Here is a 26612-nt window from a genome sequence, read left to right on the forward strand (position 1 = left end):
CTGAGACATCATGAAGGGGATACTGCTTGTACTTCTGTGCGGCGCAGTCGCGTTTGCCCAACCGCCCAAAATCGATCTAAGCCCGAAGCTCCTGCTCCAAGTCGATCGTGCGAAGCCGGGCTCGACCGTCGAAGCGGCACTGCTGTTAGACATCAAACACCCGTTGCACATCAACGCTGTGCCGCCCTCTAGCGAGGACTTAATCCCCACTACTTGGGAAGCCGAAAAGTCGAACGCCTATAAGTTCGACAAAATCACTTTCCCGCCCGGCAAACTGATGTCGTTTTCGTTCACTTCGGGCGAACAGATCAACGTCTACGAGGGCAAGGTTGCAGTTCGCTTTCAAGTGGTCTTGGATCCAAAGGCCAAGTTGGGGGATCTAAAGGTCTCCGGCAAGTTGGGCTTTCAGGCTTGCAACGACTCCGTCTGCTTTCCGCCTAACAACGAAACCGTTACGGCAAAACTGAAGCTGGTGGCCGATCCTAAAGGCGCGGTCATGTCTAAAGACCCCGTCTTTGCCGTGCCCGTACAAAAGGCGCCCATGTCCGAACCGACCGGCAAGCAGAAAGAGGCGGGTTTGGTCCGCACCGTCCAAGAGCTGTACGAGTCGGGTCAATGGCCGCTCTACTTTGGTGTGATTTTGCTCATGGGGCTCGGCCTCAACCTCACGCCCTGCGTGTTTCCGCTCATCCCAATCACGGTCGGCTTCTTCAGTTCGCAATCGCACGGCAGTCGGTCCTTGCGGTTCGGGCTGGCGGCGACCTATGCCTTGACCATGGCCATGGTTTATGCCGTGTTGGGCGCCGTTGCAGGATTGGCCGGCAAAGCGTTCGGATTCCAGCTTCAAAACCCGATCGTAACCATCGTGCTCTGCGCGATTATCGTCGCGCTGGCGCTTTCAATGTTTGGTCTCTATCGATTTCAGCCGCCCCAGTTTCTAATGCAGAAAGTGGGCGCCAAGTCCGGCTTGTTCGGCGCGGTCGCCATGGGCAGCGTGGCCGGGATCGCGGCGGCGCCTTGCGTCGGCCCGGTCGTCGTCGCGCTCTTGGCGATCATTGCCGCGTCGAACAACGCGGTTTTCAGTTTCTTTACTTTCTTGGCGTTGGGCCTGGGTCTGGGCCTGCCGTTCTTCATCATGGGGCTGTACTTTGAGAAGCTTCAAGGCAAACTGCCCAAGTCGGGCGGCTGGATGCTGGTGATCGAGCGCATCTTTGGCGTCATGATGATCGGCGTCGCGATCTTCTTTCTGCAAGGCTTGTTAAGGGTGAAGTTTGGAGCCGATTTCGTAACCTGGACCTGGTTCGCGTTTGCAGCAGCGTTTGCCGTCTACTTCTTGGTCGCCGATCGCAGCGAGCATCGAAACCGAGGAGTCTTGCGGGCGAAGCAAAGTTTATCAATGATTTTGGCGGCCTTCGCCGTCTACGTCGGCTATTCGGCAATGAGCGAGGCGCCCGGCATCGTGTGGGACAAATACGACTCGGCCAAGATCGAAAAAGCGATGCAAGAGGGAAAGCCGGTCTTGATCGACTTTGACGCCAGCTGGTGCTTGGCCTGCAGAGAGTTGGAAAAGTTCACCTACACCGACAATCAAGTCATGACTGAAGCAAGCCGCTTCGTCAAACTCAAAATGGATGGTAGCGTTACCACGCCCGAATACACCGAAGCGGCAGAGAGATTCAAGGTGCAAGGGTTGCCCACAGTCATCTTCATCGGCCCGGACGGAAAAGAGCTCGAACAGTTAAGGCTGACCGGCTACGAGCCGGCCAGCGCGTTCCTAGAGCGGCTAAGACAAGTGCCTAATTCTTAAACCCCAAAATAGAACCGCGGCGCATGAAAGAACGCCCAAGCCTGAAAGATCGCCAAGAGATTCAGGCCGATCAGAAGCGCCAAAACAAAAGGCAATCGCTTGGGATGGAACAGATTGGCCATCCCTTGCCCGACAACCCACGAGATAGGCGCAAGCACAGGGAAGAGAAAACGCCCCTGCGCCTGCTCGAACGTTAGATTGTAGTAAACCACCGAGCAGGCCGCCAGTGCGATGCACCAGAGCGCGAACCAAAATCGCCCGTCGCGAGACCCCAAAATGATCCCAAGCGCCGATGCCAACGCCAGAAACAGATAGGCCAAATAGCCCAGCCATGGCAGACCGACGCTCATCCAGCCCAAACGACAGACGAAGGACATGAAGAGAACCTTCCAAAACGACCCTGCAAAGTAGGGCGAAAAGAGGCTCTTTTCATCCACCAAATGGGCCAAAGTCTCGCGCTCCATCTGAGTGCCCAACGGATCGCCGTATCGCGCATGGGTTGCCAGCATCAGCCCCACAATCGACACTGCGCCGACAGCCAGCGCCACAACCCACTTTCGACCCTTGCCCGTACCCATCGCGCTCCAGCCCAACGGAATCAATGCAGGCAAGAGGATGAGGAGGGTCTTTTTCGTCCAGGGTGCCAGCAGAAGCGCGAACGCCAACAATGCAAAAGGCCACCGGCCCGCAGATTGCTGATAGGCGACCGCAACCGCATAAAAAGCCGCCCCAGAGATCAGCAAAGCCATCGAATCGTTGTTGATCGCCCCGGAAAGACCCTGCAGTTGAGGCAATGTCGCCACGAACGCAAATGCGTACGCGCGCGGCTCGGGGTCGGCAAACCACCGAGCCGCAGCGCTCAGCATCAACCAAACGGCGAAAGCGGAAAGCAACCAAGAAAGCAGCCGCAAAGAGAAAAACGAGCGCCGGTCCGTCTCGCCGAGAAAACGAGCCGAGAGATACTTGGGCGCCCTTGGATCCGGTTGCGAGCGACGAACAAGTTCGTACTCGATCTTGGCGTCCATCTCGATCAGTCTTAATAGCCCGGCCAATGTCAGATAATAGAGAGGCGGCTGATGCCCCTCGCCTTCCACCCGCTTTTCCTTCGACAGTTGGTTGGGCAATTGACGCTGGGTCGCCACAAAGTTGACATAATCCAAGTGGTGAGGCTCGTCCGGCGCCTCGAACGGCGGCGTGACGAACAGGAAAAGAAGCGAAAGAGCGCAATACTGCGCCATCCACCATCGCCGATGCGTCCATGGCTGGCGAGGCGCAAGAAAGAGACTAAGGCCGCTCGTCTTCATGACGGATGCGCCCCCATTCTGACACAGAAGCCCTACTCGGTATACTTCTGAGCGTGGCGAATAGGGAACGGCTCAGTTTCGAGCGCGAGCGGGGTATTCGTGAGATTCGTGCGATCTCCGGCATTGCGCACGTCTCTGTGCGCAATGCGGCAACCATCGACGAGCGCCTGAAAGCGCTATCCGAACTCAAAAACGATGGAATCAGTATCTTCTTGCTCAAATTTCATAACGGCGGGCTGAGCTTTGCGCTCAATGCAAGCCGAATCGATAGAACGGTCGATCTTCTTCGCAAAGCGGGATTCGAATGCGTAACCAATCCGGGCTGCGTGCTGGTCTCACTTTTTGCCCAGAACGTGCGCGAAATGCCCGACGCCTTCGCCCGAATGTCGGAAGCGCTGTTCGAGTGCGGCGCCCCGGTCGTCCAAACGGGCGACGCCCATGATCGCATCAACTGTCTGATTCCCGGCCAACATGCGCAGGATGCCGTGGAGAACCTGAGAGCCCGGTTTGGCGTCGATCGGGTGAGTTGGGAGTGAGAATCCGCGTCCTGAAGTTCGGGGGAACGAGCGTCGATTCGCACGAGCATCGGCTGATGGCGGCGCGAAAGGTAGCGCAGGCAAAAGAGGCCGGCTATGCCCCTGTCGTCGTCGTCTCGGCCATAGGGCGCAAGGGAGCGCCCTACGCGACCGACACGCTGGTGGAGTTTCTGCGCTCTATCGATCCCAGCGTCGATCCTGCGATGAGAGACCGCGACCTGATGATGGCCTGCGGCGAGATCATCTCTACCGTCATCATGGCCCACACCTTGCGCACGCTCGGGCACTCTGCCGTGCCGATGACCGGCGGCCAAGCAGGCATCTATACGGACGAAGAGTACGGCGCCGCAAGGATCGTCGCCATCAATAACGAGAACGTCATGAGAATAATTGCGGACGGCGCCGTGCCGGTCGTAGCAGGCTTCCAGGGCGTCCATGCCAATGGCAACGGCGTCGAATCGGGAACCGTTACGACCCTAGGCCGCGGCGGCAGCGACACGACGGCGGCCGCGCTAGGCGCCGCGCTGGGGGCAGAGGCCGTCGAGATTTTTACCGACGTAGACGGCGTCAAAACGGCCGACCCCGACTATGTGCCTGAAGCCTCGACGCTCCAAGAAGTAACCTACGAAGAGGTCGCGGAAATAGCCCACCAAGGGGCGCGAGTGTTGCATCCTCGGGCTGCCGAAGCCGCGATGGATTACGATATCCCGCTCTATGTTCGGAACACCTTTTCCGACGAGCCGGGAACCCTGGTCGTCTCTTCATCCTCCCGCCGTCGCTTCTCTGCGGTAACGCACACGGGCAAGGTCGTCAGCCTTCAGATTTCGGCGCCGTGGGTAGAGCACAAAAGCCATCTGGAACTGGAGATGTTCCGACTCCTGGGCATGGCCCAAGTGAACGTGCAACTGGTCAGCATCGACCAAGAAGGATTCTCGCTCGCATTCTCCCGCGAGCACTTTCCCCGCGTCCGCCAGATGCTGGACGGCCTGATCATCCCCATCGCAAAGCAGAACGAGGAGCCGCAGCTCTACATCCTGCGATTCAGCGCAGAAACGGGGTCGAACTTCGTCGTGCAGCACGGCTTGTTAGAGAAGGCCGGCATGGGCGGCGCCTTGCGCACCGTTTCGATCGAGTTCACCGAAGGGCTGACGATGGTCTCCGTCATCGCGCCGGGCTACAGCGGCGAACCGGGCGTATTCTACGAGGCGATCAAAACGCTGAACGAGGCCGGGATCGCCGTCATCCAGGCCGCCGACTCCGATTTGTCTCTGTCGTGCTTGGTGCCCGAGAGCGAGGTGCATCGAGCCGTGAGGATCCTCCATGACCGATTCGCAATTACCGCCTGACAAAGAACTCCCAGAGTTTCCCGAGGTTCCCAAACCGCCCGAACTGCCCTTGCCGCCAGAGGTGAACATCGAACGGCCCAAGCAAAGGGAGAATCGCCCAACCGAAGGCGCCAAACAGGCCGGCGCATTGGGCATGGCGGCCGCGGTCGGCACGTCGCTCGCCGCTCCGATCATCGTTGGAGCGCTGATCGGCGTCTATCTGGACCGATGGCTAAAAACCGACCCGTGGCTGACCATGATCTTCCTGTTTGTCGGCATCGTGTCGGGCTTTATCCAGATGATTCGAACCCTTAACCGAGTGGAGCAACTGAACAAATGAGCGGATCGCTAAAGACGATCGATCGCGCGCTGTCGGGCGCCTTCTGGCTGGCAATCGCCGTGGGCGCAGCGCTGTTGGCGATCAAACAAGGCTATGCGGCGGTCGGCTACATGGTCGGCGTCGGCGTCGCGGCAGGCATCACCGCGCTCTATCGCCGCATGATTCCCCATTTTGTCAATCCCGGCGCCAACTCGATCCTGGTGCGACGACGGCTGATGTTTATCGCTCTCCTCAAGTATCCCGTGTTGCTGCTGATCGTTTGGTGGGTGGTGAGCTTGGGCATGGTCGCGGCCCTCAGCTTTCTGGCGGGCACAACCAGCTTCCTGTTCCTGATCGCCGCGGCGGGATTGACCCAGAATACGAATTCAAAAGAAGATGGGACGGCAGTAAAAGGAGAGCAAAGCCTGCCGCCCCACAAAGTTGAAGAGGATAACAGACCATAGATTACCCGCTCTGACAAGGCAAATGCAAGGGCAAAGGCAAGAAATCCTCACAGGGTAGAATCGGCCTTCGATGAGAGCGGTTACCGTGATCGGGGCTGGGTTTGCGGGGTCCGAAGCGGCCTGGGCCATCGCCCAGCGCGGCGTCCCCGCGCGCCTTGTCGAAATGCGTCCCGCTAAGATGACCCCTGCCCACCAGACCGGATATTGTGCCGAACTGGTCTGCTCCAACTCGTTCAAGTCGCTCTCCCCAACGTCGCCCGCCGGCAGGCTCAAGATCGAGATGGAGCAGTTGGGCTCGCTCACCGTGCCCATTGCAAAGGAGCATGCCGTGCCCGCGGGCGAAGCCCTGGCCGTCGATCGCGAACTCTTTGCCAAGGCCGTATCGGAGGCCATCGCCCGCCATCCAAATATCGAACGGATCGAAGAAGAAACGACCGAAGTCCCCAGCGATGGCCCGACTATCATAGCCACAGGCCCCCTTACGTCGGACGCCTTGGCGCAATCGATCTCGCAGATCACTGGACAAGAGAGACTGCACTTCTTCGACGCCGTTTCGCCCATTGTCGATGCGGCGAGCATCGATTACGACAAGGTTTTCACCTCGAGCCGGTACGACAAGGGCGATCCGGGCTATCTCAATTGCCCAATGGACAAGGAACAGTACGAGGCGTTCGTTGCCGCAATCCGCGAGGCCGAGCGAACTCCGTTGCACAGTTTCGAAGACACGCGCTTCTTCGAGGGCTGCGTGCCGTTGGAAGAATTGGCGGACCGGGGTCTCAAGACCTTATCGTTCGGCCCAATGAAACCGGTCGGATTGACCGATCCGCGCACCGGGCGGCGACCCTATGCCGTGTTGCAATTGCGGCCCGAAAACGCCCAGAAGACGATGTACAGTCTAGTTGCCTGCCAAACTCGGCTGAAGTGGGGCGAACAGAAACGAATCTTTCAGATGGCGCCTGGGTTGGAAAACGCCGAGTTTGTGCGACTGGGCGTGATCCATCGAAACACCTACCTCGATTCGCCGCGCCTGTTAGACGCGACTTTGCAACTGCGGACTAGAAAGGACCTCTTCTTCGCTGGTCAACTGACGGGCGTGGAAGGCTATCTAGAATCGGCCGCATCGGGCATCATCGCGGGCATCAACGCCGCACGGCTGGCGCTGGGCCAAGAGCCCGTCGCGCCCCCGCCCGAAACGGTTTTAGGTTCGCTTTTGTGCTACATTAGCAGTTACGACCACCAACCCTTTCCGCCGATGAACGCCAGCTGGGGCCTGTTGCCGCATCCCGAACCCATGATCAAAGACAAGGGCGCTCGCAGAGCCAAGCAGCTAGAATCGGCAATCTCGGCAATGGACGAATTTGCGCGCAATCTAAACGAACGGAGCAAGAATGGCCACAGTTAGACCCTTCAAAGCCTTAAGATATAGCGACGTGAGCGAACAGGTCGTCGCGCCGCCCTACGACGTGATCGGACCGGAGCGCAGACAGCAGCTGATGCAGAGCAGCGCTCATAACATCGTCTGGCTGACCTTGCCAGAGGGCGATGGCGACAAGTACGAGACGGCCGTCCAAACCTTGGCCCGATGGATCGATGAGGGCGCAGTGAGGGACGACGATCGCCCCGGGTTCTATCGGTACGTCCAGACTTTCCGGCATCCTTTGACCGGGCAGGAGGTTTCTCGAACGGGACTGATCGTAACGCTGAAGACCGAGCCTTATGAGAGGGGCGTCGTACTGCCGCACGAGCAGACCTTCCCAGGCGTCAAAGAGGATCGATTTCGCCTGTTGCAGGCGACGCGAACGCATCTGGAGAGCATTTTTGGCCTTTACGAATCGAACTCTGCGCTGCAAGATTCGCTCGGGCGCGCGTCTTTCCGACCGCTCGCTCAACTCGATCATCCCGATCTGCCCGAGGGCTACAGCCAGCGATTGGAGGTTGCGGACGAACCGAGCGACACCGAGGCAATTGCCGGCGCCTTTGAGCCGCTTCGCATCTGGATCGCCGACGGCCATCATCGCTACGAGACCGCGCTCCGATACGGCATGGAGTCGGGCGACGAAAACTCTCCGACGCGCTTTCTTCCCATTCTCTTGGTCTCGATGGATGATCCCGGCCTGGTGATTCTGCCCACGCACCGCGCGCTGACGAGCGACCCTGCGCCCGATTGGCAAAGCGCGATCGGCGAGCGTTTCGACGCGCGCGCCGTTTCCCTGTCCGGCCTCCTTAACGAGATGGAGCGCGCGGCCGATGCAGCCAACCCAGGCATCGGGTTCGTCAACCGAGAACAGGCCTGGCTCATTACCCCGCGAGGGGGTCTGGAAATGCGCTCGATATTGGGAGATGGCGTTTCCGACGCTTTGGCCAACTTGGATGTGAACGTGCTGCACCAGGCGCTGATGCCCGCGATGGGCTTTGGAGACGCTGCGCCCGAGTTTACGCACGATCCGCGACAAGCGTTGGACGGGGTAGAGCGCGGCGCCTACTGTTCGGCCTTCCTGCTCAATCCGCCTTCGCTGGCCGCTATGAGCGAGATTGCCAACCGGGGCGAGAAAATGCCCAAGAAGTCGACCTATTTCTATCCAAAGGCGCTGAGCGGACTGGTCATGTGGCGCATTCCGGGAGGGAACTGATGGGAGTTGTCAAAGGGATCTACATCGCCGATGCCGAAGGCGCGCCCGTGCGCCCAGTTGCAGAAATCCGCGCTGTCGCGGGAGTGGGATTGGAGGGCGACCGCAACTTTCGAGAAAACGCCGAAAGCGGCACGCAGGCGACCTTTATCGAACAAGAGGCTGTAGAGGCTCTCAGGCGCGACTTCGAGATCGATCTGGCGCCCGGCGCCCACAGAAGAAACATCGTAACCCAAGGCGCTCCTCTAAACCATTTGATCGGCAAGCGATTTCGGGTCGGCGAGGCCGAGTTTGTCGGCATCCGACTGTGCGAGCCGTGCGCCTATTTGGAGAGCATGACGCAGCCTGGCATCGTCAAAGGTTTGGTGCATCGGGGCGGTTTGCGAGCCGACATCCTGCGCTCGGGCGCGATCAGACCGGGCGACGAACTGACCGTGCTGGAGGAGTGATTCAGCCGGAGCGCGTCCAGGCCCTTAACGCCCAGCCGATACAACGGGGCGACTATGTGCTCTATTGGATGCAACAGTCGCAACGCGCAGTCGATAATCATGCCCTGGCCTACGCCATTGACCAGGCCAACGAACTGGGACTGCCCGTCGTCGTCTGCTTTGGGCTGACCGATCGATTCCCTGAGGCCAATCTCCGCCACTTTGCCTTTATGCTGCAAGGCTTGCGCGAGACGGGCGAGGCCCTTAGGGAGATGGGCGTCGAGTTTGTGCTGCGAACGGGAAATCCTCCAAATGTAGCACAACAATTGGGGCTGCGCGCGGCTATGATTGTGTGCGATCAGGGCTGCCTGCGGATTCAAAGACAGTGGCGCTCTCAGTTAGCCGAGAATTCCGAGCGCCGGGTCGTGCAGGTCGAAAGCGATGTCGTCGTGCCGGTCGAAGCCGCGTCGAACAAAGAGGAGTACGCCGCGGCGACGCTGAGACCGAAGATTCATCGCCTGCTCGATCGATTTCTTGTGCCGCTCGCCGTCCGAGAGCCTAAGATTCAGAGGCCGATAGGCCTGGATAGCATCGACTGGCGGTCGACCGAAGCGATTCTGCAAACGCTCGATCTTGATCGCACCGTGCCGCCCGTGGCCGGCATTCTGGGCGGCCATTCTCGCGCGACTGCTCGGCTGGCCGACTTTCTCAGCCTGCGGTTAGAGGGCTATGCCGACCAGCGAAACGACCCCGCGGTCGATCAGCAATCGGGCCTCAGCCCCTACCTGCATTTTGGACAAATATCGCCTCTGACCATTGCCTTAAAAGCCATGCAAATGCCGCGCTCTGAGGGAACATCCGCCTTTCTGGAAGAGTTGATCGTAAGAAGGGAACTGGCCTGCAACTTCACCGAGTTCAATCCAAATTACGACCGATTTGACGGTCTGCCCGACTGGTGCCGGCAGACGCTCCAAAAGCACGAATCCGACGCAAGGCCCTATCTGTACGAAGAGCCCCAACTGGAAGCGGCACAAACGCACGACCCCTATTGGAACGCCGCAATGACCGAGATGAAACAGACCGGCAAGATGCACGGCTACATGCGCATGTACTGGGGCAAAAAGATTTTGGAATGGACTGACGATCCAAAGCGAGCGTTCGAAGTCGCCCTGCGCCTCAACAACAAATACTTTCTAGACGGGCGCGACCCGAACTCCTTTTGCGGAGTCGCCTGGTGCTTCGGCAAGCACGACCGACCCTGGGCCGAGCGCCCTATTTTTGGCACGGTGCGCTATATGAACGCCAACGGCCTCAGGCGCAAGTTCGATATCGACGCCTATGTGCGTCGCGTTATGGCTGCAACTCTCGACCTGTGATGCGTCGATAGGCCTCGCAATATTTCTCCGACGTAACGCGCACAACCTCGTCGGGCAGCGTCGGCGCAGGCGGGTTCTTGTCCCACCCGATCTCCTCTAAATAATCTCGCACATACTGTTTGTCAAAGCTCGGCTGCGATCGCCCCGGCTCGTACGATTCGGCGTCCCAATAGCGGGACGAATCGGGCGTCAGCGCCTCATCGATCAAGATGATCCGATCCTGATAAAGCCCGAATTCGAACTTCGTGTCGGCGATGATCAGTCCTCGGGTGGCCGCATACTCGGCAGCCTCTAAATAGAGACGAACGCTCAGGTCTCTCAACTGCTCGGCATGGCTTTGCCCGACGATCTCGATCATGCGCTCGAAAGAGATGTTCTCGTCGTGCCCGGTCGTCGCTTTGGTTGCAGGAGTGAACAACGGCTGCGGCAGCCGCTCGGAGTTGCGCAACCCGGCAGGGAGAGGAATATTGTGCAGAGTCGCCGCCTGATCCGGTCCGCCCGCCGCTTTATACTCGGCCCACAGCGATCCGGCCAAATAGCCTCGAACGACGCATTCGACAGGGAACGGTTTAGCCTTAACCGTGATCATAGTCCGACCGCTCAAAGCGTCCCGATACGGGTCTGGACTTTCTAAGTTTAGAGCCCCTCTGATCGAATCCCAATCGTCGGCGATCAGGTGGTTGGGCAACCAAGATCGCGTCCGGTCGAACCAAAACCGGCTGATTTGGGTCAGGGCGATGCCCTTCATCGGAATAGGATTGGGCAGTACCACATCGAACGCCGAGAGACGGTCGGAGGTAACCATCAACAGGTTCTCTCCAAGGTCATAGATGTCGCGCACTTTGCCTCGGGCGACTAAGGGCAACGGCAACTGGGTTTCTATAACTGTAGTCGTCATTCTTGAACTTCCTTGTTCTTTAAGATGGGTCTTCTGGTCAACAGGCTAAGGCACGTGGCCGCCGCCACTGCGATCAGGCCCACTCCCGCGGCCGATTGCAGCCAATTGTTGGCCAAAGCGCTGGCCAAAGTGTACCCTCCAAAGAAGACCGCGAACATCGCATAGATAGCGGGCATGGCGAACGGCTTGGGCGGTTTGGCGGTCAGCCCGATCGCCGCGATCAGCGCCAAAATGGCGACCGGGAGCCAAACAGTCGACCGAGACTGCTCGATAGGCGAGAGCTCAGCCCAGGTTCGCAGGTCCGACGCCGCCTTCAAACCGCAATAGAGCGACACGCCGTAGCAAAAGAACAAGAGCAACGGCTCGCGATATTGAGGGTGAAAGAAGCCCAAACCGATCAAGAGCGCGATCAGCACGGCATGGCGGCGAAACTTGCCGACTTCCTGCAAGTAGAGAGACGCGCCGACGGCCAAGATGCTCAACACGACGGGCAAAGCGCGATCCCGAAGGACGGCCTCCCAATCTGCGAGGCGTTTCATCGCTCTATGCCCAGCGCTCGTCGATCCATTCTCTCAGACGAGCGATCGAACGTCGAAAACCCTCGTCGCCATAAGGCTGACCGTCCTCGATAGTCATGAAGCCGTTGTAGCCGCTGGCGGCGAGCTCGTCCAGCATCGCCGTCAGCGGCGCAGCCCCTTCGCCCAAGGGCAATTGCTGGTATTCGCCCGGCAATCGGTCGCTAATGTGAACGCGGCGCGCCTTGGCCGAAACGCGCTTCAACAGGGACAGTCCGTCATAACCGCACATGGTCGGATTGGCGCAATCGAAGTTGACCATCACAGGCGTCGGCTCGATCAGCTCGTACAAACGGAGAAAGACAGGCAGCTGATAAGAGAAATCTTCTTCGGGCCAGCGCCGATCCTTGTAATGGTTCTCTAGACAGACCAAAACCCCGACCGACTCGCCATAATTCGCGCACTCGACCAGGCAGTCGGCCGCCCATCGACAGCCGTCCTCTAAACTAACCTCGGCCCTCGCCATGCCGGCAGTTGCCCTTACGGCCCCCGCGCCCAATGTCGCTGCAACGTCGATCTTTTGCTTCAGGGCGCCTACTTCTGCCTTGCGCTGCAATGGATCGCTCTGGGTAAAGTCCGGCGCGCAGGTAAGCTGGGCGACCAAAAGTCCCTCGCCGTCCAAAACGCGCCGCACCTCGGGGGCTTGCCCTTCGCCCACAAACCCATGATAAATCTCAACCGCGGTCAGTCCAAACGCGGGAACGGTTCTCAGCCAATCGATCACAGAGGAGCGCCCTTCGACAATGTCGTTCAGAATCCTCAGCGGAATCCAACTGATTGTGGGCTTTTTCGAGGCCATAGGAGCAGGAAATTATACCTGTGTAAAGAGGATTCGGCGCCCAGTCGGCGAACCTACTACCTTCTGGGGAGAATCAGGAGGCGATGAATGGATTGGCGGCAATTAGGCGAGTGGGCAAACCGGCCCGAGATCGCCGCCGGACTTGCGCTTACGGTCGTCTTGTTGGCCGTAATGACGGTCATCTCGACATGGCAGGCAGCGCGATTTAGAAAGCGATGGAACGATGCGCTGAGGGGCGTCAATGGCAAGCAACTCGAGGAGATTCTATACGAGTGCCTTCGCCGCGTCAGCCAAACCGAGGAAACCGTGCGCGAGCATAGGCAAAGAATCGAAAGCCTGCAGGATCAGGCCGACAGATGCCTGCAGCGCGTCGGCGTGGTCAAGTTCGACGCATTCGACGACATCGGCGGACAGCAGAGCTTTGTCGTTGCACTGCTGAACGAGAAAGGCGACGGCGTTGCCGTGTCAGGTCTGCACAGCCGACAGGAAATGCGCGTCTATGCTAAAACGATCTCTTCAGACCGAAAGGACGAGTTTTTGAGCGCAGAGGAGGCACAAGCTATCAAGATCGCACAAAGGGAGTTGGTCGCCGCTACGCATGGATGACAGCCACTTCTCGGACGCCGAACTGATCCGCCGCTTCTTAGAAGGCGATCGCGAGGCGTTCAACGCGCTGGTTCGCCGCTACGAAAAGAAGGTCTATCAGTACGCCTATCGGTTGGCCCAATCGCAAGAGGACGCGGCGGACGTAGCGTCGGAGACCTTTGTGAGGCTATATACGTCCGTCAAGAACTTCCGAGGCGAGGCGAGCCTATCCACCTGGCTCTATCGCGTCGTCAGCAACGTCTACTTCGACTATCGCAAGCGCCAAAAGAGCCACCAGCACCAATCGCTAGAAGGCGTCTCCCCCGATAACACGGGCATCGAGCGCCAATGGGTCGATACAGCCGCCGTCGATCTGGAAGAGCGCGCATTGCAGCAAGAGCGTCGCCGGGCGCTCGAGCTAGCCGTATCCAAACTGCCCGAATACCAACGCGCAATGGTCGTTATGTTCCACATGGAAGAGCGATCTTACGAGGAGATCGCAGAGATTATGGAGATGCCGCTAGGCACGGTCAAATCGAGGCTAAACCGCGCGCGAATCGCCCTAAAGGACCTTTTAAAACCCTATCTGGAACTTTTCGATGTGGACGACAGTCAAACCAACCTGGAGGCTGATAACGCCCGTGACATGTGAAAGAATTCAAGAATATCTGGCCGACTACGTAGAGAAGACTCTGGAAGGAGCGCTTTACGAGTCGGTGTCGGCGCATATTGAACGATGCGCCGCTTGCCGTCAAGATGCCGCCTTGCTGAAGGCTGCGCTGATCGAACTAGGACACGTACCGCCGCCTACGCCGCCTCTCTGGCTCGAGTCGCAAATCATGCGGCGCATCGATGAGCTCGAGCGCAAAGGGGCGACGGGCAGTCGCACCATCCTGTTCGGGACGCGATGGCTCTACGCCGGACTGGCCGCGGCGGCTCTATTGGCCGTCGCCGCCGTCTTCTTTAGACCAGACCTTGCGATGAGCGGCTTCTTTGGCGCCAAGCCGAACGAAGACGATTCCAAGGTCGTCCGCCAGCCAAAGGGGCAATCGCTCTTAAAGATCGAGTGGAACCAGTTGGACGGTCGATCGGTGCCGACGCTCATCGCTTCTGAACCGAAGGCTGTGCCCGTGGCGGTCTTCTGGACGCCCGATCCGGTCTTTGGGCGACCCGCGTCGCCTCAGCCGCTTTGGATCGGCGAACTGAAGCCAAGCACCACGCTGGCAATCCCGTTAGGCCCGGTGGTCTTAGCGCCCGATCAGCAGATCGCCTCGGCAATGATCACCTGGCGCGTCAACCAAAAGTCCAGCTACATCTTTGTGCCGACCAGCAGTCGACAAACCCGCGTTGCCACATGGCAGACCAGAACGAGCCTGACCGACCTGTTGCGACGAATATCGGCCCAGTATGGCGAGACGATCGAATACCAAGCCAGCAGCAGCGATTCGTCCCCGACCGTCGTGCTGAACAAGACCGACGCCGATATCGAAGCCGCGCTGAACGCAATTGTAAACGGCAGCGACTACGCGGTCGAGAAGGCCGACGACCGGTGGATCGTTAAACCAAAGTAGATCAGTGTCGAAAATGGCGAACGCCGGTGAAGATCATCGCGGCGTTCGCCTTCTCCACAACCTCAATAACCTCGCCGTCCCGCTTCGATCCTCCGGGCTGTATGATCGCGGTTGCGCCTGAATCCAGCGCCGCTTGAACCCCGTCGGCAAAGGGGAAAAAGGCGTCTGAAGCCAAGACAGCGCCTATAGCCGCCTCTCCCGCCTGTTCGCAAGCGATCTTGACCGAGCCGACGCGGTTCATCTGGCCGGCGCCGACGCCGACCGTAGCCCTATTTTTAGCAAGCACGATGGCGTTTGACTTCGTGTGTTTGGCCACCTTCCAGGAGAACAGCAAGTCTTGCATCTCCCGTTCGGTCGGAGGGCGAGACGAGACGACTCGAAATGCGCTTGGGTCGTCCGGATGATCGTCGGGCGACGTAACGAGCAGGCATCCGTCCGCTTCGCGCAGTTCCAGCGCGCCCGATCGTCCGACATCAGCGCCGAGCCTCAAAATCCTCGCATCCTCGCCCCATCCTTTCCGATTTCGGATCAGCGCTAAGGCTTCGGGCTCGATTTCGGGCGCTGCAATCACTTCTAAGAAGCGATTGGGAGCTGCCAACCTCTCAGCGGCAGCCAGGTCTACCGTCCGATTAAAGGCGACAATGCCCCCGAACGCCGAGACGGGATCGCACTCCAGCGCTCTGTCGAACGCCTCGGCAGCGCTCTCCGCAACGGCCGCCCCGCATGGATTTGAGTGCTTGACAATCACGGCGGCCGCTTCGTCAAACTCCCTGCAAAGCCCGATCGCGGCAGCCGCGTCCAGCAAGTTGTTGTAACTGAGCGGCTTTCCGGATAGTTGCTCGCTAAAACCTAACGTGCCAGGCACAGGCGACCGACCGGCGTAAACCGCGGCTTGCTGATGAGGGTTTTCGCCATAGCGCAGCGTCTCTCGCAGCCGCCAGGATCGTACCAAAACCTCTGGAAACTCGCCGTCGCCAAACTGCGCGCTAAACCACTCGGCGATCATTGCGTCGTACTCGCCCACATGCTGAAAAGCCTTCATGGCCAACCGACCGCGCGCATCGAGGCTGTCCAAGTCTGCGGAAAGATAATCGGAAGGGTCGGTCAGCACAGCAACGCGCTTGTAGTTCTTGGCGGCGGCCCGAATCAGCGTCGGCCCGCCAATATCGATCTGCTCGATCATCTCTTCCAACGGCGCGCCCGAATCGAGCGCGGCTGCAAACGGATAGAGATTGACCGCGACGCAATCGATGCTCGGCAAATTCAGTTCGGAAAGCGTTTGTCGATGGCCGGGAATCTCAAGGTTGGCCAATATCGCAGCGTGCGCGCGGGGATGAAGCGTCTTAACTCGACCGTCCAAAATCTCCGGAAAGCCCGTCCACTCGGAAAGATCGATCGGATCGAACCCCATATCTCGCAAAGCGCTTGCAGTGCCGCCGGTGGAAATGATTCGGAAGCCTCGCTCGCTTAATCGCCGAGCCAGATCGCCCAGTCCGGTCTTGTCGCTAAGGCTGACAAGGGCGAACCTCATGCCGCTCTCTCAACCCTTAAGTCGCTAATCGCTCTAGATGCGCGGGCAGCAGGTGGATGTTCTGCACCTCGGAGACCGCCAAGTACTGCATTCCCTGGCTGAATCGCACGCCGCTCACTCGATTTCTCCGGCACAGTTTGGCAAGTTTACCCGCAACGATCCAGTCTGGCGCCCCCTCGCAAATCTCGCTCGAAAGGATAGGGCCGGCCTTGCGCGTCCAGGCGTCTACAGGCTGAAGATAGTGATAATCGATCGGCTCGATGCGATCTTCCATCTGATAGATGGCCACCATGTCTCGCAACAGTAGCGAGCCGACCTTGGGGCCGATCCCTCGAATGTTGACGATCTGATGGTAGACCGGTTCGGCGCGCCCGCGCCGCATGATCGATTCGAGCAGGGTCGTCCAGATATTCCCAATGCCGTCAGATTGATAGATTTCGGTCGCAAAGTCGCCCAAGCCTTCAAACACGCCCCTATTCAGCTGCTCGTTGACTTTGCGATTGTGCCTAGTGCAGACCGCCGCAAACGACTGCCAGAGTCGATCGCCCGCATGACCGCCTGCCAGGAGCGCGGCGAACTCGTTGGCATTGGGCATCGGATCGTCTAAAGCTTCCACAGCCAGCGCGGCGTACTCGTGCCGATCTTTGCCTCGTTTGGCAAAGGCGTAATGCCCGATCATGGCGCGAAAGGCCAAATAGGGGTCGGCCAAGGCATCGCGCGCATCAGCCAGATTGCTGCAAGGCGCCTTCATCGCTTGCGCCAACTGGGGGATAAGGGACTCAATCTGAAAGAGGTCCGCCCGCCGCGCCGAGAGCGTTCTCAGCACGCTAAAAACCTGTTCGTTCGATAACATTACGACGCTCATAGAACCCACCTCGCAGGCACATCTTCGCGTCGCGGCAGAAGAAATTAAATACCAAACTCGAGGCCTTTTCGAAAAACCTCTACCTGGTATTATACGCAGGTTGTCAAGTTTTCTTCAGGCTGGCCAAACGCCCTAAGGTCCGCGGTTTCGCCTGGGTATAATAAAGTTTGCCTGGCGCGGAAGTGGTGAAATTGGTATACACGCTAGGTTCAGGTCCTAGTGGGGGATAACCCCGTGTGGGTTCGAGTCCCACCTTCCGCACCAAACTTCGTGGCGGCGTAGCTCAGTGGCAGAGCAACCGGTTCATACCCGGTGGGTCGGCGGTTCAAGTCCGCCCGCCGCTACCAACGACTATTCCCCAGGCTTTCGCCACATGATGGTCAGTTCTTCGGCTTCCGGTTCGGCCTTAGGGGGCCGCTCCGGGCCGCGGTTGCGTCTCGGCGGCTTGTGGCGATTGGCCGGCGGCGCCGCGGCCTTCGGCTCCTCGGCTTTGGGCGAGGTCCGCCAATTGACCACTGCCGCTTCGCCGCTATCGATTCGATCTCTTGGGCGCTTGCGATCGCGATCTCGCCTAGGGCGAGGCTCGCGCTTCTGATCGGGCTCGGCTTCGACCTTGATCGGATAGGCGATCGGTTCGCCGTGCAGCAGCGATTCCACCTGCTCCTGACTGCCGACCAGAAAGATGCGCGTTTCGCCCTCCGCCATCTGAAAGGCAAACTCCTTGGTCTCGATGGCGACCATCGTCTCGGCCTCGACATCGTACAAAGTCTGGAGATCGGCAAATCGCAACCGCTTCTCGCCGGACTTGGCCGCATGGATGGTAACGAACGGCGGCCTGGCCACCAGCACGTCGTCCGTCGCAGACATCGTCTTAACGCCCGCATAGGCGCACAGACCGCGCAATAAGCTCAGACTCAAAGTGCGCTCGCCCACAAACACGGCCTTCCAATCCTTGTACTCTTTGGCCACCATCGATGGATTGCCCGTATCGATATATTCGCCGATCACCTTGGCGCCGTTGGGCAGAGCATAGAACGACGGGTCGAACCGCTGGACGCTGCCGATGCGGTCTCCGTCCAAGTACTGGGCCAAGAGATGTCGCTTGTCCAGAATCTGAGTTCCCTGAGAGCTCGCCCACGGCTGTTTGGCCAGGGCGATGCCCGTTGTCTCGCGGGCGGCCTCCAGCGCCAGCCGATGATTCTCGTAGAGCGCGCCGACATAGATCCAGGCCAAAGTGCGACCGCTTCGCTGTAACCGCTGGCGAATGGCGGCTCGCTCATCAGGCCGGACGTTCCAGGCGTTGAGAAAGACGTAAAGCGTCGCTTTCGGCCACTCGTCGCGCATCAGATCGCGCATGACATAAAATCCGACCGAAGCCCCGCACCGGTGCGCCGATTCGCGCGCGGTCGCCAGCATGTTCCGCATCAGGTTGGATCCGACTCGATTGTGCGCGACGCTGCCTTCGTCAACGATAATCGCCACGTCCGGCGGGGTCAATGGCGCCAAGGACCGCAGTTTCCAAAGCTCTATCAGTTGCCTGGCTCGTTCCCAAATCTCAGGATAGTTCAGCCAACCCAAGCCCCATAGGTCCATCCATGCAACCCCGGCGCCGTGGGCGACTGCCGCTCCGATGCCGCGCTTGTGGCAAGCGGCGACCGCATCGCTGGTTCGCAGAGGCGGATTGAAGTCTTCGTCTACGTGCCGGACGCCAAAGGGCGTCGCAAAATCCTCTTCCGATACGAACAGTTTGCCGTGCAGAGCGACCGAATCGACCGGAACGGGCGATGGCGCGGCGCCGGTTGGCTGCCGATCCTTGTAGGAGGGCGGCGCCGAGATGATTTCGATGTCCGGGCTGTTGAGCAGCACGTGCAGAGCAAGATGCCCCGAGTGCGGATGCCCAAACTCGAACGAATACCCATACGACGCGCCGATCGCGCAACGGTTGCGGGACGCCTTTCGCAGCACGGCGGCCAACGCCGTGATCCGAGTCGCCGTCGCTTCGGACAAAAACATGTGATAGTCGATCCATCGCCGCTCGCGGCGGCTTTCATAAAGATGAGGCTCCGTCGACTGAAACCCGGACTTGTAGGGCGGGATGCCGACCGTGTTGAACGTAACGCTGCCGTCGTGCCAAGCAGCCCGCAATCGCACAACGTCGTCGCCATATCGCTTGCGCGCCCACTGCCGAAAGCGAATCAGCGCCGCGCCGCTGGCATCGTATCCCCCGTCTTCAGAATAGAACCACTCGCCGCGGTCCAAGTGAAAGCCCAATGTCCTATCGCCGTGCTCCCACTCCTCCAATCCCTCGCCGATCTCGACAAGCGCGCGCTCGATCTCTTCCCACCAACGATCGGCGCAGACCGAGGGCGGTCCGACCGTGCCGTCCGCCAAACGCATGACCGCTTCGGGATAGTCGGCCTGCCACTCTGCATGGGGCGTCGGCACCAGTCGCCATATGACGTAGGCATCCGGATGCGACTCGACCAGCCTTGTCGTAGCCTTCTTGATCGACGCTAGCGCGTCGCTGCCGCCAGTGCGAGCCGATCGAACAGGGATCAGAAACGATACGACCTTGAGCCCAGCGTTCACTGCCTGGCCGACCTGCTTCCAAACCCTCTCTTCCGTCTCGCTATCGTCGTAATAGCCAAAGAAGATGAACGGCGGGAGGGTCTCTTCGCCGACTTTGAGCATCGCGGCGCCGCCGACAAACTCGACCTTGGCGACGGGGAAGCGCGAAACCTTGGGCGGTTCGGGCTTGGGCTCTGGCCTGGGTTGGGCTCTTCTGCGAGTTCTTGTTGCGGGTTTTTTGGGCTCTGGCTCGACCGCTGGCTCCTCGGTCTTGCGCTTTGCCTTCGTCGGCTCCGGCTTTTCGACCGGTTTCTTGGTCGCCGGCCTTCGAGTCTTCTTCTCAGGTTCCGGCGCGACGACCGCCTCGGCAACCGGTTCTTCAGCCGCCTTCTTTGTGCGGCCCCGCTTGGCCGGTTTGGCCTCGGTTGCTGCTGCTTGCGGGGCTTTCTTCGCCCTCGTCGTCCTCTTCTTGGGCTCCTCTATCTTAACGGCTTCGGTTTCAACGGGCGTCGCTTGCGGCGACGGCTCTTGCTCGGTCTTCTTTTTTCTTGGCATTGGGTTCAATCGGCGGGAGTTCCTTAATCCAGTTTAGTAATTGAGCCGGGGCTTCAAAGAAGAACTCTGGTTCAAAAGCTGTCAGTTCTTCTCGCGTGCCGGCTCCCCATCCGACGGCGGCGACGCGGGCTCCCGCCTCTCTGCCGCATCGCAGGTCGTAAAGGGTGTCGCCGATTAGGATCGTCTCCTTGGGATCGGCGTTCAGGCGGCGCATGGCCTCCTGCATCGAATCGGGCGCGGGCTTAGGTCTTGGGACATCGTCGCATCCCACGATGGCGTCCAGCTGCTCGGCGACGCCGAGTCTTGGGAGCGCTGTTGCCAGTTCGGCTCGATTCTTGGATGTTACTAGCGCGGTCTTGCGACCAGAATGCTTAGCGGCCTTCAGCGCTTCGACGGCCTCCGGCACAATTCTCTCCAGATGCTTGTTCGCCTCGAAGTAGGCCATCTCTTCCTGCGCCATCGATTCGTGGTTCAGCGGCGCCGACGATAGATGGTCAAAATACCGCATCTGAGGGTCTAAAGGCATGCCGATCAGCGGTCGAAGTTCTTCATCGGAAAATTCGCGGCCAAGGCCGAATCGGTATGCATGGCGCAGGGATTGAAGGATGAGTTGAACGGTGTCGATCAATGTGCCGTCGACGTCGAAGCATACCGCTCGGATCGATCCGTTCATTAACGGGTTCGAGTATACCATAATAGGACGGGACGGCTGAACGTCTAACTGTCGATCACGGAGGAAAATATGAAAACGAAGATAACGATGATTGTCGGCCTGGCCTTAACGGCGATCCTGGCCCATTCCGACGTTCACGGCACATATCGCTGGGACCAGCGCGGCAGCATTGAAGGACGCACCTATACCGTGCGCCGCGAGATCAAGATCGAGAAGAACGGCTCGGCCATTCTGACGACCGCGCTCAGAGGCTCCGCGCCCAACAACATCAACGCGGCCAAGGTCGTTTTCGGCAATCTAATCGTCGACGTCATTGCCAGCGGCCCGGGCGCCCACACGGGACAATGGAGCGAAGATCGAAACCGACTCCGAGTTCAGCTGACTAGTTTCCGTGCGGGCAATCGCCAATCGACGGTCAACACGACCCTGGTCTTTGAAAAGCGCGGGCGCGAGATGACCGCAACCACCCAAGACCGCGGAATCTACGGTCGCGAATCGCTCCGCTTTGATGTGGGCAACAACTGGTTTGAAGACGCTGCGACCGATCGCGATTGGGAAGGCACGTACAGCGTCGAGCTCTTTAGCCCCGATCCGAACGAGCATTACTCCATCGTGCGAACCCTTAAGTTGAACCGAGGCGGCGATGCGGAACTCCGGTCGGAATATACGCGCAAAAGGCCGGTAGAGAGCAACCGGGCAAGAGAATACTACGGAAGCCTGCTGGGCAACATCGCAGAGCGACGCGCTGTCACGCATCAAGGCGCATGGAGCATCGAGCGCAATCGTGCTAAGGTCGTCTTTGACCGGCTCGAACCGAATCGAATGTCGGTGCGATCTGAATTTGAGTTCGAAAGAACAGGCGCCGAACTGCGAGCGACAAGGTCGGATCGCCGAAACTACGGCACAGCCGAGATGCGCCTGGGCAAAAACCGCAGAGTGCAAATCTACGCGAGCGGAGGATGGAACGGGTCGGGCGGCGGCAGTCAACCAACCATCTTAGGCCGATACTACGAGACCTTCAAATCGCCCTCGGGACGCGAGGTCGTCCGATTGATCGAACTTCGAGACAACGCCGAGGCGCTGGTGCAAACCTATCCGTCAAAAGGAACCTTCACGGCCACGGTCGCCGATGTGCAGGCTCTCGGTACCGTGCTGCTCTACTTCGACCGATTCAAGTCGGTCGATCACGAGGGGACTTGGAACCGAAGCGGCAACACCATCACGATCAACCTCGAACGGATAGGCAACGATCGAGTCCGGTCGACGCTCGTACTGCGCGAAACGGGCAACGTTTTGTCGCTGGTTGTGCAATCGGAACAAGAATACGGCAAGCAGAAGGGGACCTACATCAAGAAGTAAAATGAAGAAGGGACGGGTGTTGAGCCCGTCCCTACGGTCTACGGACCGGTTCTGCAGGCTTGTCGCTCATGATTTTCCTTCCTTTGCCAGCTTCTTGTTGATCGCCAGCATCAGTCGAGACTTCTTGCGCGCTGCCGTGTTCTTGTGCACGATGCCGCGCTTGACGGCCTTGTCGAGCGCGCTGACAGCCTTCTTGACCGACTCGGCGGTCGCGGCCGCATCGCCCGTGCCGGCGACTTCCTTGCCTTTACGGATGAAGGTCTTGATCGCCGACTTGGCGGCCGTGTTCCGGGCCTTCTTGATCTGGCTGCGCTCTACGTCCTTCTTGGACGACTTGAGATTGGGCATGGCTCTTACCTCCTTGCGAATGGATTAGCGGGCTATTATACCCCTATATACCCCTACTTTGGGCGGCGTGGAACCGGAATTGAACCATTGGGGCGATCGTTCGTCATAATTACTATCAAATCTCCGAATCGATCGGGAGGGAATCTCTAATGAAGTCAAAGCTTATGCTTATGGCAGCCCTAATTGCGCTCGTTAGCATGGGGTTCGCCCAGGGCGAAGGACAGCAGGGCAACCGAGCCAACCGTCAGCGCGAGGGCATCGGCGCGCAGCCTCCGGGCGGCGGCCGCGGCGGCCAGTTTGGACAGGGCGGAATGGGCGGACAGCTCATCAATCGCCCCGACGTGCAGAAAGAGTTGAAGATCACCGAGGATCAGTTGAGCCGAATGCAGAAACTGCGAGAAGGCCAGCGCAACCGAATGCAGGATTTCGCCAATCTGTCGCCCGAAGAGCGACGAGAGGCCATGCAGAAAGCGCAAGAGCAGAATCGCAAAGAGCAGGACGCCATTCTGACCGAGTCTCAGCGAAATCGCCTTAAGGAACTAGGACTTCAGGCTCAAGGCGCCATGGCGTTGTTGCGGCCCGAAATCGCCAAAGAGCTGAACATAACGACCGAGCAGCAGAGCAAAATCCGCGGCGTGCAGGACGAAATGCGCGAGCAAGCCATGGAATCGTTCCGCGGCGGTCGCCAAGAGGGCGGACGAGAAGAGATGATGAAGATGATGGACGAGATGCGCGCCAAAGCCGAACAGCGCGTGCTGGCCGTCCTGACTCCGGCCCAAAAAGACCAGTGGACCAAGATGCAGGGCGTTCCCTTTAAGTGGGAAGGCGGCCGACCCATGATGGGCGGCGGCATGATGGGCGGCCCTGGCGGTCGAGGCGGCGCTGGCCGACCTCCGCTCAACTAACAAAGTCGCACAGTCAGGGCTGGCCGCAAGCCAGTCCTGACTTCTTTACAAAATGTAACGGCTCAAATCCAAATCCTCTACCACCGAGCCGATCTTCTCCCGTACTATCGTCCCATCGATCGTAATGTCCATGCTCGGCAGATCGGGCGCGGCAAACGCGATGTCCTCCATCAACCGCTCCATCACCGTGTGCAACCGCCTGGCCCCAATGTTCTCCGTCTGACGATTGACCTCCGCCGCAAATCGAGCGATCTCGTCGATCCCGTCTTCGGTAAACTCTAATCGTACGCCCTCGGTGCCCAACAGTCTCTGGTACTGCTTGGTCAAAGCGTTCTCCGGCTCCCTCAAAATGCGCTCAAACTCCAGTTGGCCCAAATCTTCCAGCTCCACCCGAATCGGCAGCCGGCCCTGAAGCTCGGGAATCAAGTCGGACGGCTTGGAAACGTGGAACGCCCCCGCCGCAATAAAAAGAATGTGATCCGTCCTCACAGGGCCAAACTTGGTAACCACCGTCGCGCCCTCGATGATGGGCAAGAGGTCTCTCTGTACGCCCTCTCGGCTCACATCCGGCCCGTTTCCGCGCTCTCTTCCGGCAATCTTGTCCAACTCGTCTAAAAAGACGATTCCAGTCTGTTCCGCTCGAAAGACCGCCTCGCGCACCACCGCGCTCCGGTCGATCATCTTTCTCGCCTCTTCTTGAGACAGCAGCTCCTTTGCCTCGCCGATCGTAACCGTCCGAGCGGTCTTGCTTCTTGGGATAAAAGGATTGGTCGCGCCGTCCGAATCAAGGCTCATCTCCTCGATGCCTTGCGGCGAGAACACCTGAAAGAACGGCGACATCGGCTCATCGACCTCGATCTCGATGGTCTCGCTGTCGCGCGCGCCGCTCCTGACTTGATCCCGAACGGTCGCCCGGGCGCGGCGCAATCGAGAGGCTTCGCCTTCGTCCTCTGCCTCCTCGTCATCGTCCATCGCGCCGATCACCTCGCGCAACATCCGCTCTAAAGGCTGAGCGGCCTCTTTTCGCCGCCTATGCCGACGCGATATGCCTAAAGAATCGATGATCCGCTCCAACGCCCTCTCTTCGGCAGCCTCGCGAACTTGCCCGATCTTCTCCGTCTCGACCATCCGAACCGATACGTTCACCAAATCTCGAACGATCGAATCGACATCCCGACCGACATACCCCACCTCGGTAAACTTGGTCGCCTCGACTTTGACAAACGGCGCGCGCACCAGATGGGCCAACCGTCGCGCGATCTCCGTCTTTCCTACGCCCGTCGGCCCGATCATCAGGATGTTTTTGGGCAATATCTCCTCGCGCTGCTCGGGAGGCAACAGTTGGCGCCTGTATCGGTTCCTAAGCGCTACGGCGACCGCTCGTTTGGCCTTGTTCTGGCCGACGATAAACTTATCTAATTCAATGACGATCTGCTTTGGGGTCAGATCCTCGATAGGGACTTCCATTTAGGGTCCTCCGAAGGGAACGGCGAACCAAGATTCTACCAGGATTGCGCCGACTGCGTATACTTAAGCGTTCCCAATGCGCGAAGCAAAACAGATTCAGCATCTGGCGGTCGACTTTGGATCGACCAACACCCTGGTCGCCCGATGGAACGGCTACGCCGCCGAATGCATGGAGATTCCAGAACTGACCGTCCGCGAGCCGACCTGGAACACGCCCCAAGTCCCATCCGTCATCTACTTTCTCTCCAAAACCCGCGCTTGCATCGGTTTTCAAGCGCTCTCGGCCAGAGAGATAGCGGGCGCCGTGCAAGCCTATGGCCAAAAGAACTGGTCCGACCGCGTTAAGCCCGTCCTCTTGCGCGATGGCGCCGGCCAAGTTGCCGAGATCGACGGCGAAAAGGTTACAGCCAGACAGGCGGCGCTGCTCTTCTTAGAGACTCTCCTCGCAGCAACCCTTCGACACATGGGGCCGACCACTGTCAAAGGCTGGCGAAAGCTCATTCGACGCCTTCTGCGCACGCACCCCATCACCCAACTGACCATGACCGTGCCGATCGAGTGCCACGAGCCGTATCGGCGCGAATTGGGCGGCATGGCGGCTCGCCTCGGCATTCGCCGCTTTATGATCTTAGACGAGCCTGTCGCCGCCGCAATGGGCTATGGCGTCGATCTGAGCCAAGATCGCACCATCCTCGTCCTAGACTTTGGCGGAGGCACGCTCAATGCCGCCGTGGTGCAGACTCACGCCAAGGCGCCGCACGGATTGGGCAATCACTCCTCCGTCTTGGCCGGCCGCGGCCTGATCGATTTTGGCGGCAAAGTCGTCGACGAATGGGTTTTCGAGGAGTTGGTCAAGCGCCTGCCCAGCGGCCGCAATTTCGAGCTCTTGGCGCGATCCCTGGCCGAAGAAGCCAAAATCTACCTTTCGCACGACGATACAAAGGCGCCCTTCACAATCCCGATTTCAGAAGGCGTCTGCGCCGAACTGAACCGCCAAGAGTTCGAGGCGTTGCTCGTCGAAAAAGGCCTATACGACCGGATCGACCAAGTGCTCGAGCAAACTTTGGACGACCTCTGGCTGCGCCACCAAATCCCCAGCTCCGGCATCGAGGCCGTGCTGCCGGTCGGCGGCTCCACGCTCTTGCCCCAGGTTCGGCAAAGATTGATGGAGCGCTTCGGCGTGCATACGGTCTGGTGGGACAGCCCCTTCGATGCGGTCGTCAAGGGCGCGGCAGTGTTTGGAGCGGGCGCCCTGGTCGATCAGATCGTCCACCACGACTACGCAATGCGGCTCTACAACGAAAAAGCCAACGTCTCTGAATACGAACTGCTCGCGCCGCGCGGTACGCGCTACCCGACGACCGGCTCCCTCGCCTCTCGATACTACACGCTAGGAGCCGGGCAGACCGAGTTCCGACTGCCCATCTACGAAGTAGGCTACAGCGGACGCAGGAGCGTGCCCTGGTCCCGCCGAAACGAAGGACTTTACTGGACTCCTGATACAGAACAGGAAGATACGGGCATAATATGTCTGAACGCGGGCGAGATCGTTCGCGTATCGCCGCCGGGAGATGGCAAGCGGCCCAGACTAAGAATCGAGTTCGCCATCGACGAACAGCGGCACCTGATCGTAACCATAACCGATCTGCTCGCGCATCGGACGATCAAGAAAGAAGAACGAGTTGTCCAGCTTCGATAATTCGAAGCGAACCTAAAGCCATCTGGAG

General features: G+C 59.2%; 25 protein-coding genes and 2 tRNA genes. 17 read left to right on the plus strand and 10 right to left on the minus strand.

Going from position 1 to position 26612, the window contains the following annotated elements:
• Positions 1 to 10: 10 nt before the first annotated feature.
• Positions 11 to 1807, plus strand: a complete 1797-nt coding sequence (locus HUU60_05570; protein NUL82180.1) for a thioredoxin fold domain-containing protein — start codon at positions 11 to 13, stop codon at positions 1805 to 1807.
• Here HUU60_05570 and HUU60_05575 read toward each other — a convergent pair.
• Positions 1804 to 3111 (minus strand): DUF2142 domain-containing protein, encoded by a 1308-nt coding sequence (locus HUU60_05575; GenBank protein ID NUL82181.1) that lies wholly within the window; start codon positions 3109 to 3111, stop codon positions 1804 to 1806. The genes HUU60_05570 and HUU60_05575 overlap by 4 nt on opposite strands.
• 53 nt (positions 3112 to 3164) lie before the next feature.
• Between HUU60_05575 and HUU60_05580 the strand changes: the two genes are divergently transcribed.
• From HUU60_05580 to HUU60_05615, 8 genes are all read left to right on the plus strand, one after another.
• Positions 3165 to 3647 (plus strand): hypothetical protein, encoded by a 483-nt coding sequence (locus HUU60_05580; protein NUL82182.1) that lies wholly within the window; start codon positions 3165 to 3167, stop codon positions 3645 to 3647.
• A complete protein-coding gene (locus tag HUU60_05585; protein NUL82183.1) occupies positions 3644 to 4993 on the plus strand; it encodes an aspartate kinase in 1350 nt (449 codons plus the stop codon). The genes HUU60_05580 and HUU60_05585 overlap by 4 nt, the downstream gene beginning before the upstream one ends.
• A complete protein-coding gene (locus HUU60_05590) occupies positions 4968 to 5312 on the plus strand; it encodes an AtpZ/AtpI family protein (GenBank protein NUL82184.1) in 345 nt (114 codons plus the stop codon). The genes HUU60_05585 and HUU60_05590 overlap by 26 nt, the downstream gene beginning before the upstream one ends.
• Positions 5309 to 5755, plus strand: a complete 447-nt coding sequence (locus HUU60_05595) for a hypothetical protein (protein NUL82185.1) — start codon at positions 5309 to 5311, stop codon at positions 5753 to 5755. Before HUU60_05590 ends, HUU60_05595 begins: the two co-directional genes overlap by 4 nt.
• Positions 5756 to 5825: 70 nt before the next feature.
• On the plus strand, positions 5826 to 7157 hold the full coding sequence (gene trmFO, locus HUU60_05600; protein NUL82186.1) for a methylenetetrahydrofolate--tRNA-(uracil(54)-C(5))-methyltransferase (FADH(2)-oxidizing) TrmFO: 1332 nt from the start codon (positions 5826 to 5828) through the stop codon (positions 7155 to 7157).
• The gene (locus tag HUU60_05605) at positions 7144 to 8385 is read left to right on the plus strand and encodes a DUF1015 domain-containing protein (protein NUL82187.1); all 1242 of its coding nucleotides are present in this window, start codon (positions 7144 to 7146) and stop codon (positions 8383 to 8385) included. Before trmFO ends, HUU60_05605 begins: the two co-directional genes overlap by 14 nt.
• The gene (locus HUU60_05610) at positions 8382 to 8831 is read left to right on the plus strand and encodes an MOSC domain-containing protein (protein NUL82188.1); all 450 of its coding nucleotides are present in this window, start codon (positions 8382 to 8384) and stop codon (positions 8829 to 8831) included. The genes HUU60_05605 and HUU60_05610 overlap by 4 nt, the downstream gene beginning before the upstream one ends.
• A 68-nt stretch (positions 8832 to 8899) precedes the next feature.
• Positions 8900 to 10186, plus strand: a complete 1287-nt coding sequence (locus HUU60_05615; protein NUL82189.1) for a deoxyribodipyrimidine photo-lyase — start codon at positions 8900 to 8902, stop codon at positions 10184 to 10186.
• Here the strand turns inward: HUU60_05615 and HUU60_05620 are convergent.
• The 3 genes from HUU60_05620 to HUU60_05630 are packed head-to-tail and all read right to left on the minus strand — an operon-like array spanning position 10161 to position 12458.
• Entirely contained in the window at positions 10161 to 11084 is a 924-nt protein-coding gene (locus HUU60_05620) for a phosphoribosylaminoimidazolesuccinocarboxamide synthase (protein NUL82190.1), read from the minus strand. The genes HUU60_05615 and HUU60_05620 overlap by 26 nt on opposite strands.
• Complete coding sequence (locus HUU60_05625; protein ID NUL82191.1) at positions 11081 to 11623, minus strand: hypothetical protein; 543 nt, start codon at positions 11621 to 11623, stop codon at positions 11081 to 11083. The genes HUU60_05620 and HUU60_05625 overlap by 4 nt, the downstream gene beginning before the upstream one ends.
• 4 nt (positions 11624 to 11627) lie before the next feature.
• A complete protein-coding gene (locus HUU60_05630; GenBank protein ID NUL82192.1) occupies positions 11628 to 12458 on the minus strand; it encodes a sugar phosphate isomerase/epimerase in 831 nt (276 codons plus the stop codon).
• An 87-nt stretch (positions 12459 to 12545) separates the two neighbouring features.
• Here HUU60_05630 and HUU60_05635 point away from each other — a divergent pair, with 87 nt between their 5' ends.
• Genes HUU60_05635 through HUU60_05645 form a run of 3 tightly spaced genes read left to right on the plus strand, consistent with a single transcriptional unit; the run spans position 12546 to position 14614 of the window.
• A complete protein-coding gene (locus HUU60_05635) occupies positions 12546 to 13064 on the plus strand; it encodes a DUF4446 family protein (protein ID NUL82193.1) in 519 nt (172 codons plus the stop codon).
• Positions 13057 to 13695, plus strand: coding sequence for a sigma-70 family RNA polymerase sigma factor (locus HUU60_05640; protein NUL82194.1), 639 nt, complete (start codon positions 13057 to 13059; stop codon positions 13693 to 13695). The genes HUU60_05635 and HUU60_05640 overlap by 8 nt, the downstream gene beginning before the upstream one ends.
• The gene (locus tag HUU60_05645; protein NUL82195.1) at positions 13685 to 14614 is read left to right on the plus strand and encodes a zf-HC2 domain-containing protein; all 930 of its coding nucleotides are present in this window, start codon (positions 13685 to 13687) and stop codon (positions 14612 to 14614) included. Before HUU60_05640 ends, HUU60_05645 begins: the two co-directional genes overlap by 11 nt.
• A 1-nt stretch (position 14615) precedes the next feature.
• On the opposite strand, the gene purH is transcribed toward HUU60_05645, so the two are convergent.
• Positions 14616 to 16145, minus strand: coding sequence for a bifunctional phosphoribosylaminoimidazolecarboxamide formyltransferase/IMP cyclohydrolase (purH, locus tag HUU60_05650; GenBank protein NUL82196.1), 1530 nt, complete (start codon positions 16143 to 16145; stop codon positions 14616 to 14618).
• A 16-nt stretch (positions 16146 to 16161) separates the two neighbouring features.
• Positions 16162 to 17010: a hypothetical protein gene (locus HUU60_05655; protein ID NUL82197.1), complete on the minus strand. Its 849-nt coding sequence runs from the start codon at positions 17008 to 17010 to the stop codon at positions 16162 to 16164.
• Positions 17011 to 17186: 176 nt separating this feature from the next.
• Here HUU60_05655 and HUU60_05660 point away from each other — a divergent pair.
• Positions 17187 to 17274, plus strand: a tRNA-Leu gene (locus HUU60_05660).
• Positions 17275 to 17282: 8 nt separating this feature from the next.
• Positions 17283 to 17357: transfer RNA gene (locus tag HUU60_05665), tRNA-Met, on the plus strand.
• A gap of 4 nt (positions 17358 to 17361) precedes the next feature.
• Here the strand turns inward: HUU60_05665 and HUU60_05670 are convergent.
• Entirely contained in the window at positions 17362 to 20133 is a 2772-nt protein-coding gene (locus tag HUU60_05670; protein NUL82198.1) for a hypothetical protein, read from the minus strand.
• Positions 20078 to 20806 carry an HAD-IA family hydrolase gene (locus HUU60_05675; GenBank protein NUL82199.1) on the minus strand — a complete coding sequence of 243 codons (729 nt, stop codon included), beginning with the start codon at positions 20804 to 20806 and terminating at the stop codon, positions 20078 to 20080. The genes HUU60_05670 and HUU60_05675 overlap by 56 nt, the downstream gene beginning before the upstream one ends.
• A 69-nt stretch (positions 20807 to 20875) precedes the next feature.
• On the opposite strand from HUU60_05675, the gene HUU60_05680 reads away from it, so the two are divergent.
• Positions 20876 to 22165 (plus strand): hypothetical protein, encoded by a 1290-nt coding sequence (locus tag HUU60_05680; protein NUL82200.1) that lies wholly within the window; start codon positions 20876 to 20878, stop codon positions 22163 to 22165.
• Positions 22166 to 22231: 66 nt separating this feature from the next.
• On the opposite strand, the gene HUU60_05685 is transcribed toward HUU60_05680, so the two are convergent.
• Complete coding sequence (locus tag HUU60_05685) at positions 22232 to 22513, minus strand: 30S ribosomal protein S20 (GenBank protein NUL82201.1); 282 nt, start codon at positions 22511 to 22513, stop codon at positions 22232 to 22234.
• A 149-nt stretch (positions 22514 to 22662) separates the two neighbouring features.
• Here HUU60_05685 and HUU60_05690 point away from each other — a divergent pair, with 149 nt between their 5' ends.
• Positions 22663 to 23418, plus strand: a complete 756-nt coding sequence (locus HUU60_05690) for a hypothetical protein (protein ID NUL82202.1) — start codon at positions 22663 to 22665, stop codon at positions 23416 to 23418.
• 45 nt (positions 23419 to 23463) lie between these two features.
• On the opposite strand, the gene hslU is transcribed toward HUU60_05690, so the two are convergent.
• Positions 23464 to 24885, minus strand: a complete 1422-nt coding sequence (hslU, locus tag HUU60_05695) for an ATP-dependent protease ATPase subunit HslU (GenBank protein ID NUL82203.1) — start codon at positions 24883 to 24885, stop codon at positions 23464 to 23466.
• Positions 24886 to 24961: 76 nt separating this feature from the next.
• On the opposite strand from hslU, the gene HUU60_05700 reads away from it, so the two are divergent.
• Entirely contained in the window at positions 24962 to 26584 is a 1623-nt protein-coding gene (locus HUU60_05700; GenBank protein ID NUL82204.1) for an Hsp70 family protein, read from the plus strand.
• The last annotated feature ends 28 nt before the right edge of the window (positions 26585 to 26612 follow it).

The sequence above is a fragment of the Armatimonadota bacterium genome, assembly GCA_013359125.1.
In the GTDB taxonomy this organism is placed as follows: domain Bacteria; phylum Armatimonadota; class Fimbriimonadia; order Fimbriimonadales; family GBS-DC; genus JABWCR01.

Coding starts and splice junctions, on each gene's coding strand:
- HUU60_05570 (NUL82180.1), top strand. CDS start 11: ATGAAGGGGATACTGCTTGTACTTCTGTGCGGCGCAGTCGCGTTTGCC.
- HUU60_05575 (NUL82181.1), bottom strand. CDS start 3,111: ATGAAGACGAGCGGCCTTAGTCTCTTTCTTGCGCCTCGCCAGCCATGG.
- HUU60_05590 (NUL82184.1), top strand. CDS start 4,968: ATGACCGATTCGCAATTACCGCCTGACAAAGAACTCCCAGAGTTTCCC.
- HUU60_05595 (NUL82185.1), top strand. CDS start 5,309: ATGAGCGGATCGCTAAAGACGATCGATCGCGCGCTGTCGGGCGCCTTC.
- trmFO (NUL82186.1), top strand. CDS start 5,826: ATGAGAGCGGTTACCGTGATCGGGGCTGGGTTTGCGGGGTCCGAAGCG.
- HUU60_05605 (NUL82187.1), top strand. CDS start 7,144: ATGGCCACAGTTAGACCCTTCAAAGCCTTAAGATATAGCGACGTGAGC.
- HUU60_05615 (NUL82189.1), top strand. CDS start 8,900: ATGCAACAGTCGCAACGCGCAGTCGATAATCATGCCCTGGCCTACGCC.
- HUU60_05620 (NUL82190.1), bottom strand. CDS start 11,084: ATGACGACTACAGTTATAGAAACCCAGTTGCCGTTGCCCTTAGTCGCC.
- HUU60_05625 (NUL82191.1), bottom strand. CDS start 11,623: ATGAAACGCCTCGCAGATTGGGAGGCCGTCCTTCGGGATCGCGCTTTG.
- HUU60_05630 (NUL82192.1), bottom strand. CDS start 12,458: ATGGCCTCGAAAAAGCCCACAATCAGTTGGATTCCGCTGAGGATTCTG.
- HUU60_05635 (NUL82193.1), top strand. CDS start 12,546: ATGGATTGGCGGCAATTAGGCGAGTGGGCAAACCGGCCCGAGATCGCC.
- HUU60_05640 (NUL82194.1), top strand. CDS start 13,057: ATGGATGACAGCCACTTCTCGGACGCCGAACTGATCCGCCGCTTCTTA.
- purH (NUL82196.1), bottom strand. CDS start 16,145: ATGAGGTTCGCCCTTGTCAGCCTTAGCGACAAGACCGGACTGGGCGAT.
- HUU60_05655 (NUL82197.1), bottom strand. CDS start 17,010: ATGAGCGTCGTAATGTTATCGAACGAACAGGTTTTTAGCGTGCTGAGA.
- HUU60_05670 (NUL82198.1), bottom strand. CDS start 20,133: ATGCCAAGAAAAAAGAAGACCGAGCAAGAGCCGTCGCCGCAAGCGACG.
- HUU60_05675 (NUL82199.1), bottom strand. CDS start 20,806: ATGAACGGATCGATCCGAGCGGTATGCTTCGACGTCGACGGCACATTG.
- HUU60_05680 (NUL82200.1), top strand. CDS start 20,876: ATGAAAACGAAGATAACGATGATTGTCGGCCTGGCCTTAACGGCGATC.
- HUU60_05685 (NUL82201.1), bottom strand. CDS start 22,513: ATGCCCAATCTCAAGTCGTCCAAGAAGGACGTAGAGCGCAGCCAGATC.
- HUU60_05690 (NUL82202.1), top strand. CDS start 22,663: ATGAAGTCAAAGCTTATGCTTATGGCAGCCCTAATTGCGCTCGTTAGC.
- hslU (NUL82203.1), bottom strand. CDS start 24,885: ATGGAAGTCCCTATCGAGGATCTGACCCCAAAGCAGATCGTCATTGAA.
- HUU60_05700 (NUL82204.1), top strand. CDS start 24,962: ATGCGCGAAGCAAAACAGATTCAGCATCTGGCGGTCGACTTTGGATCG.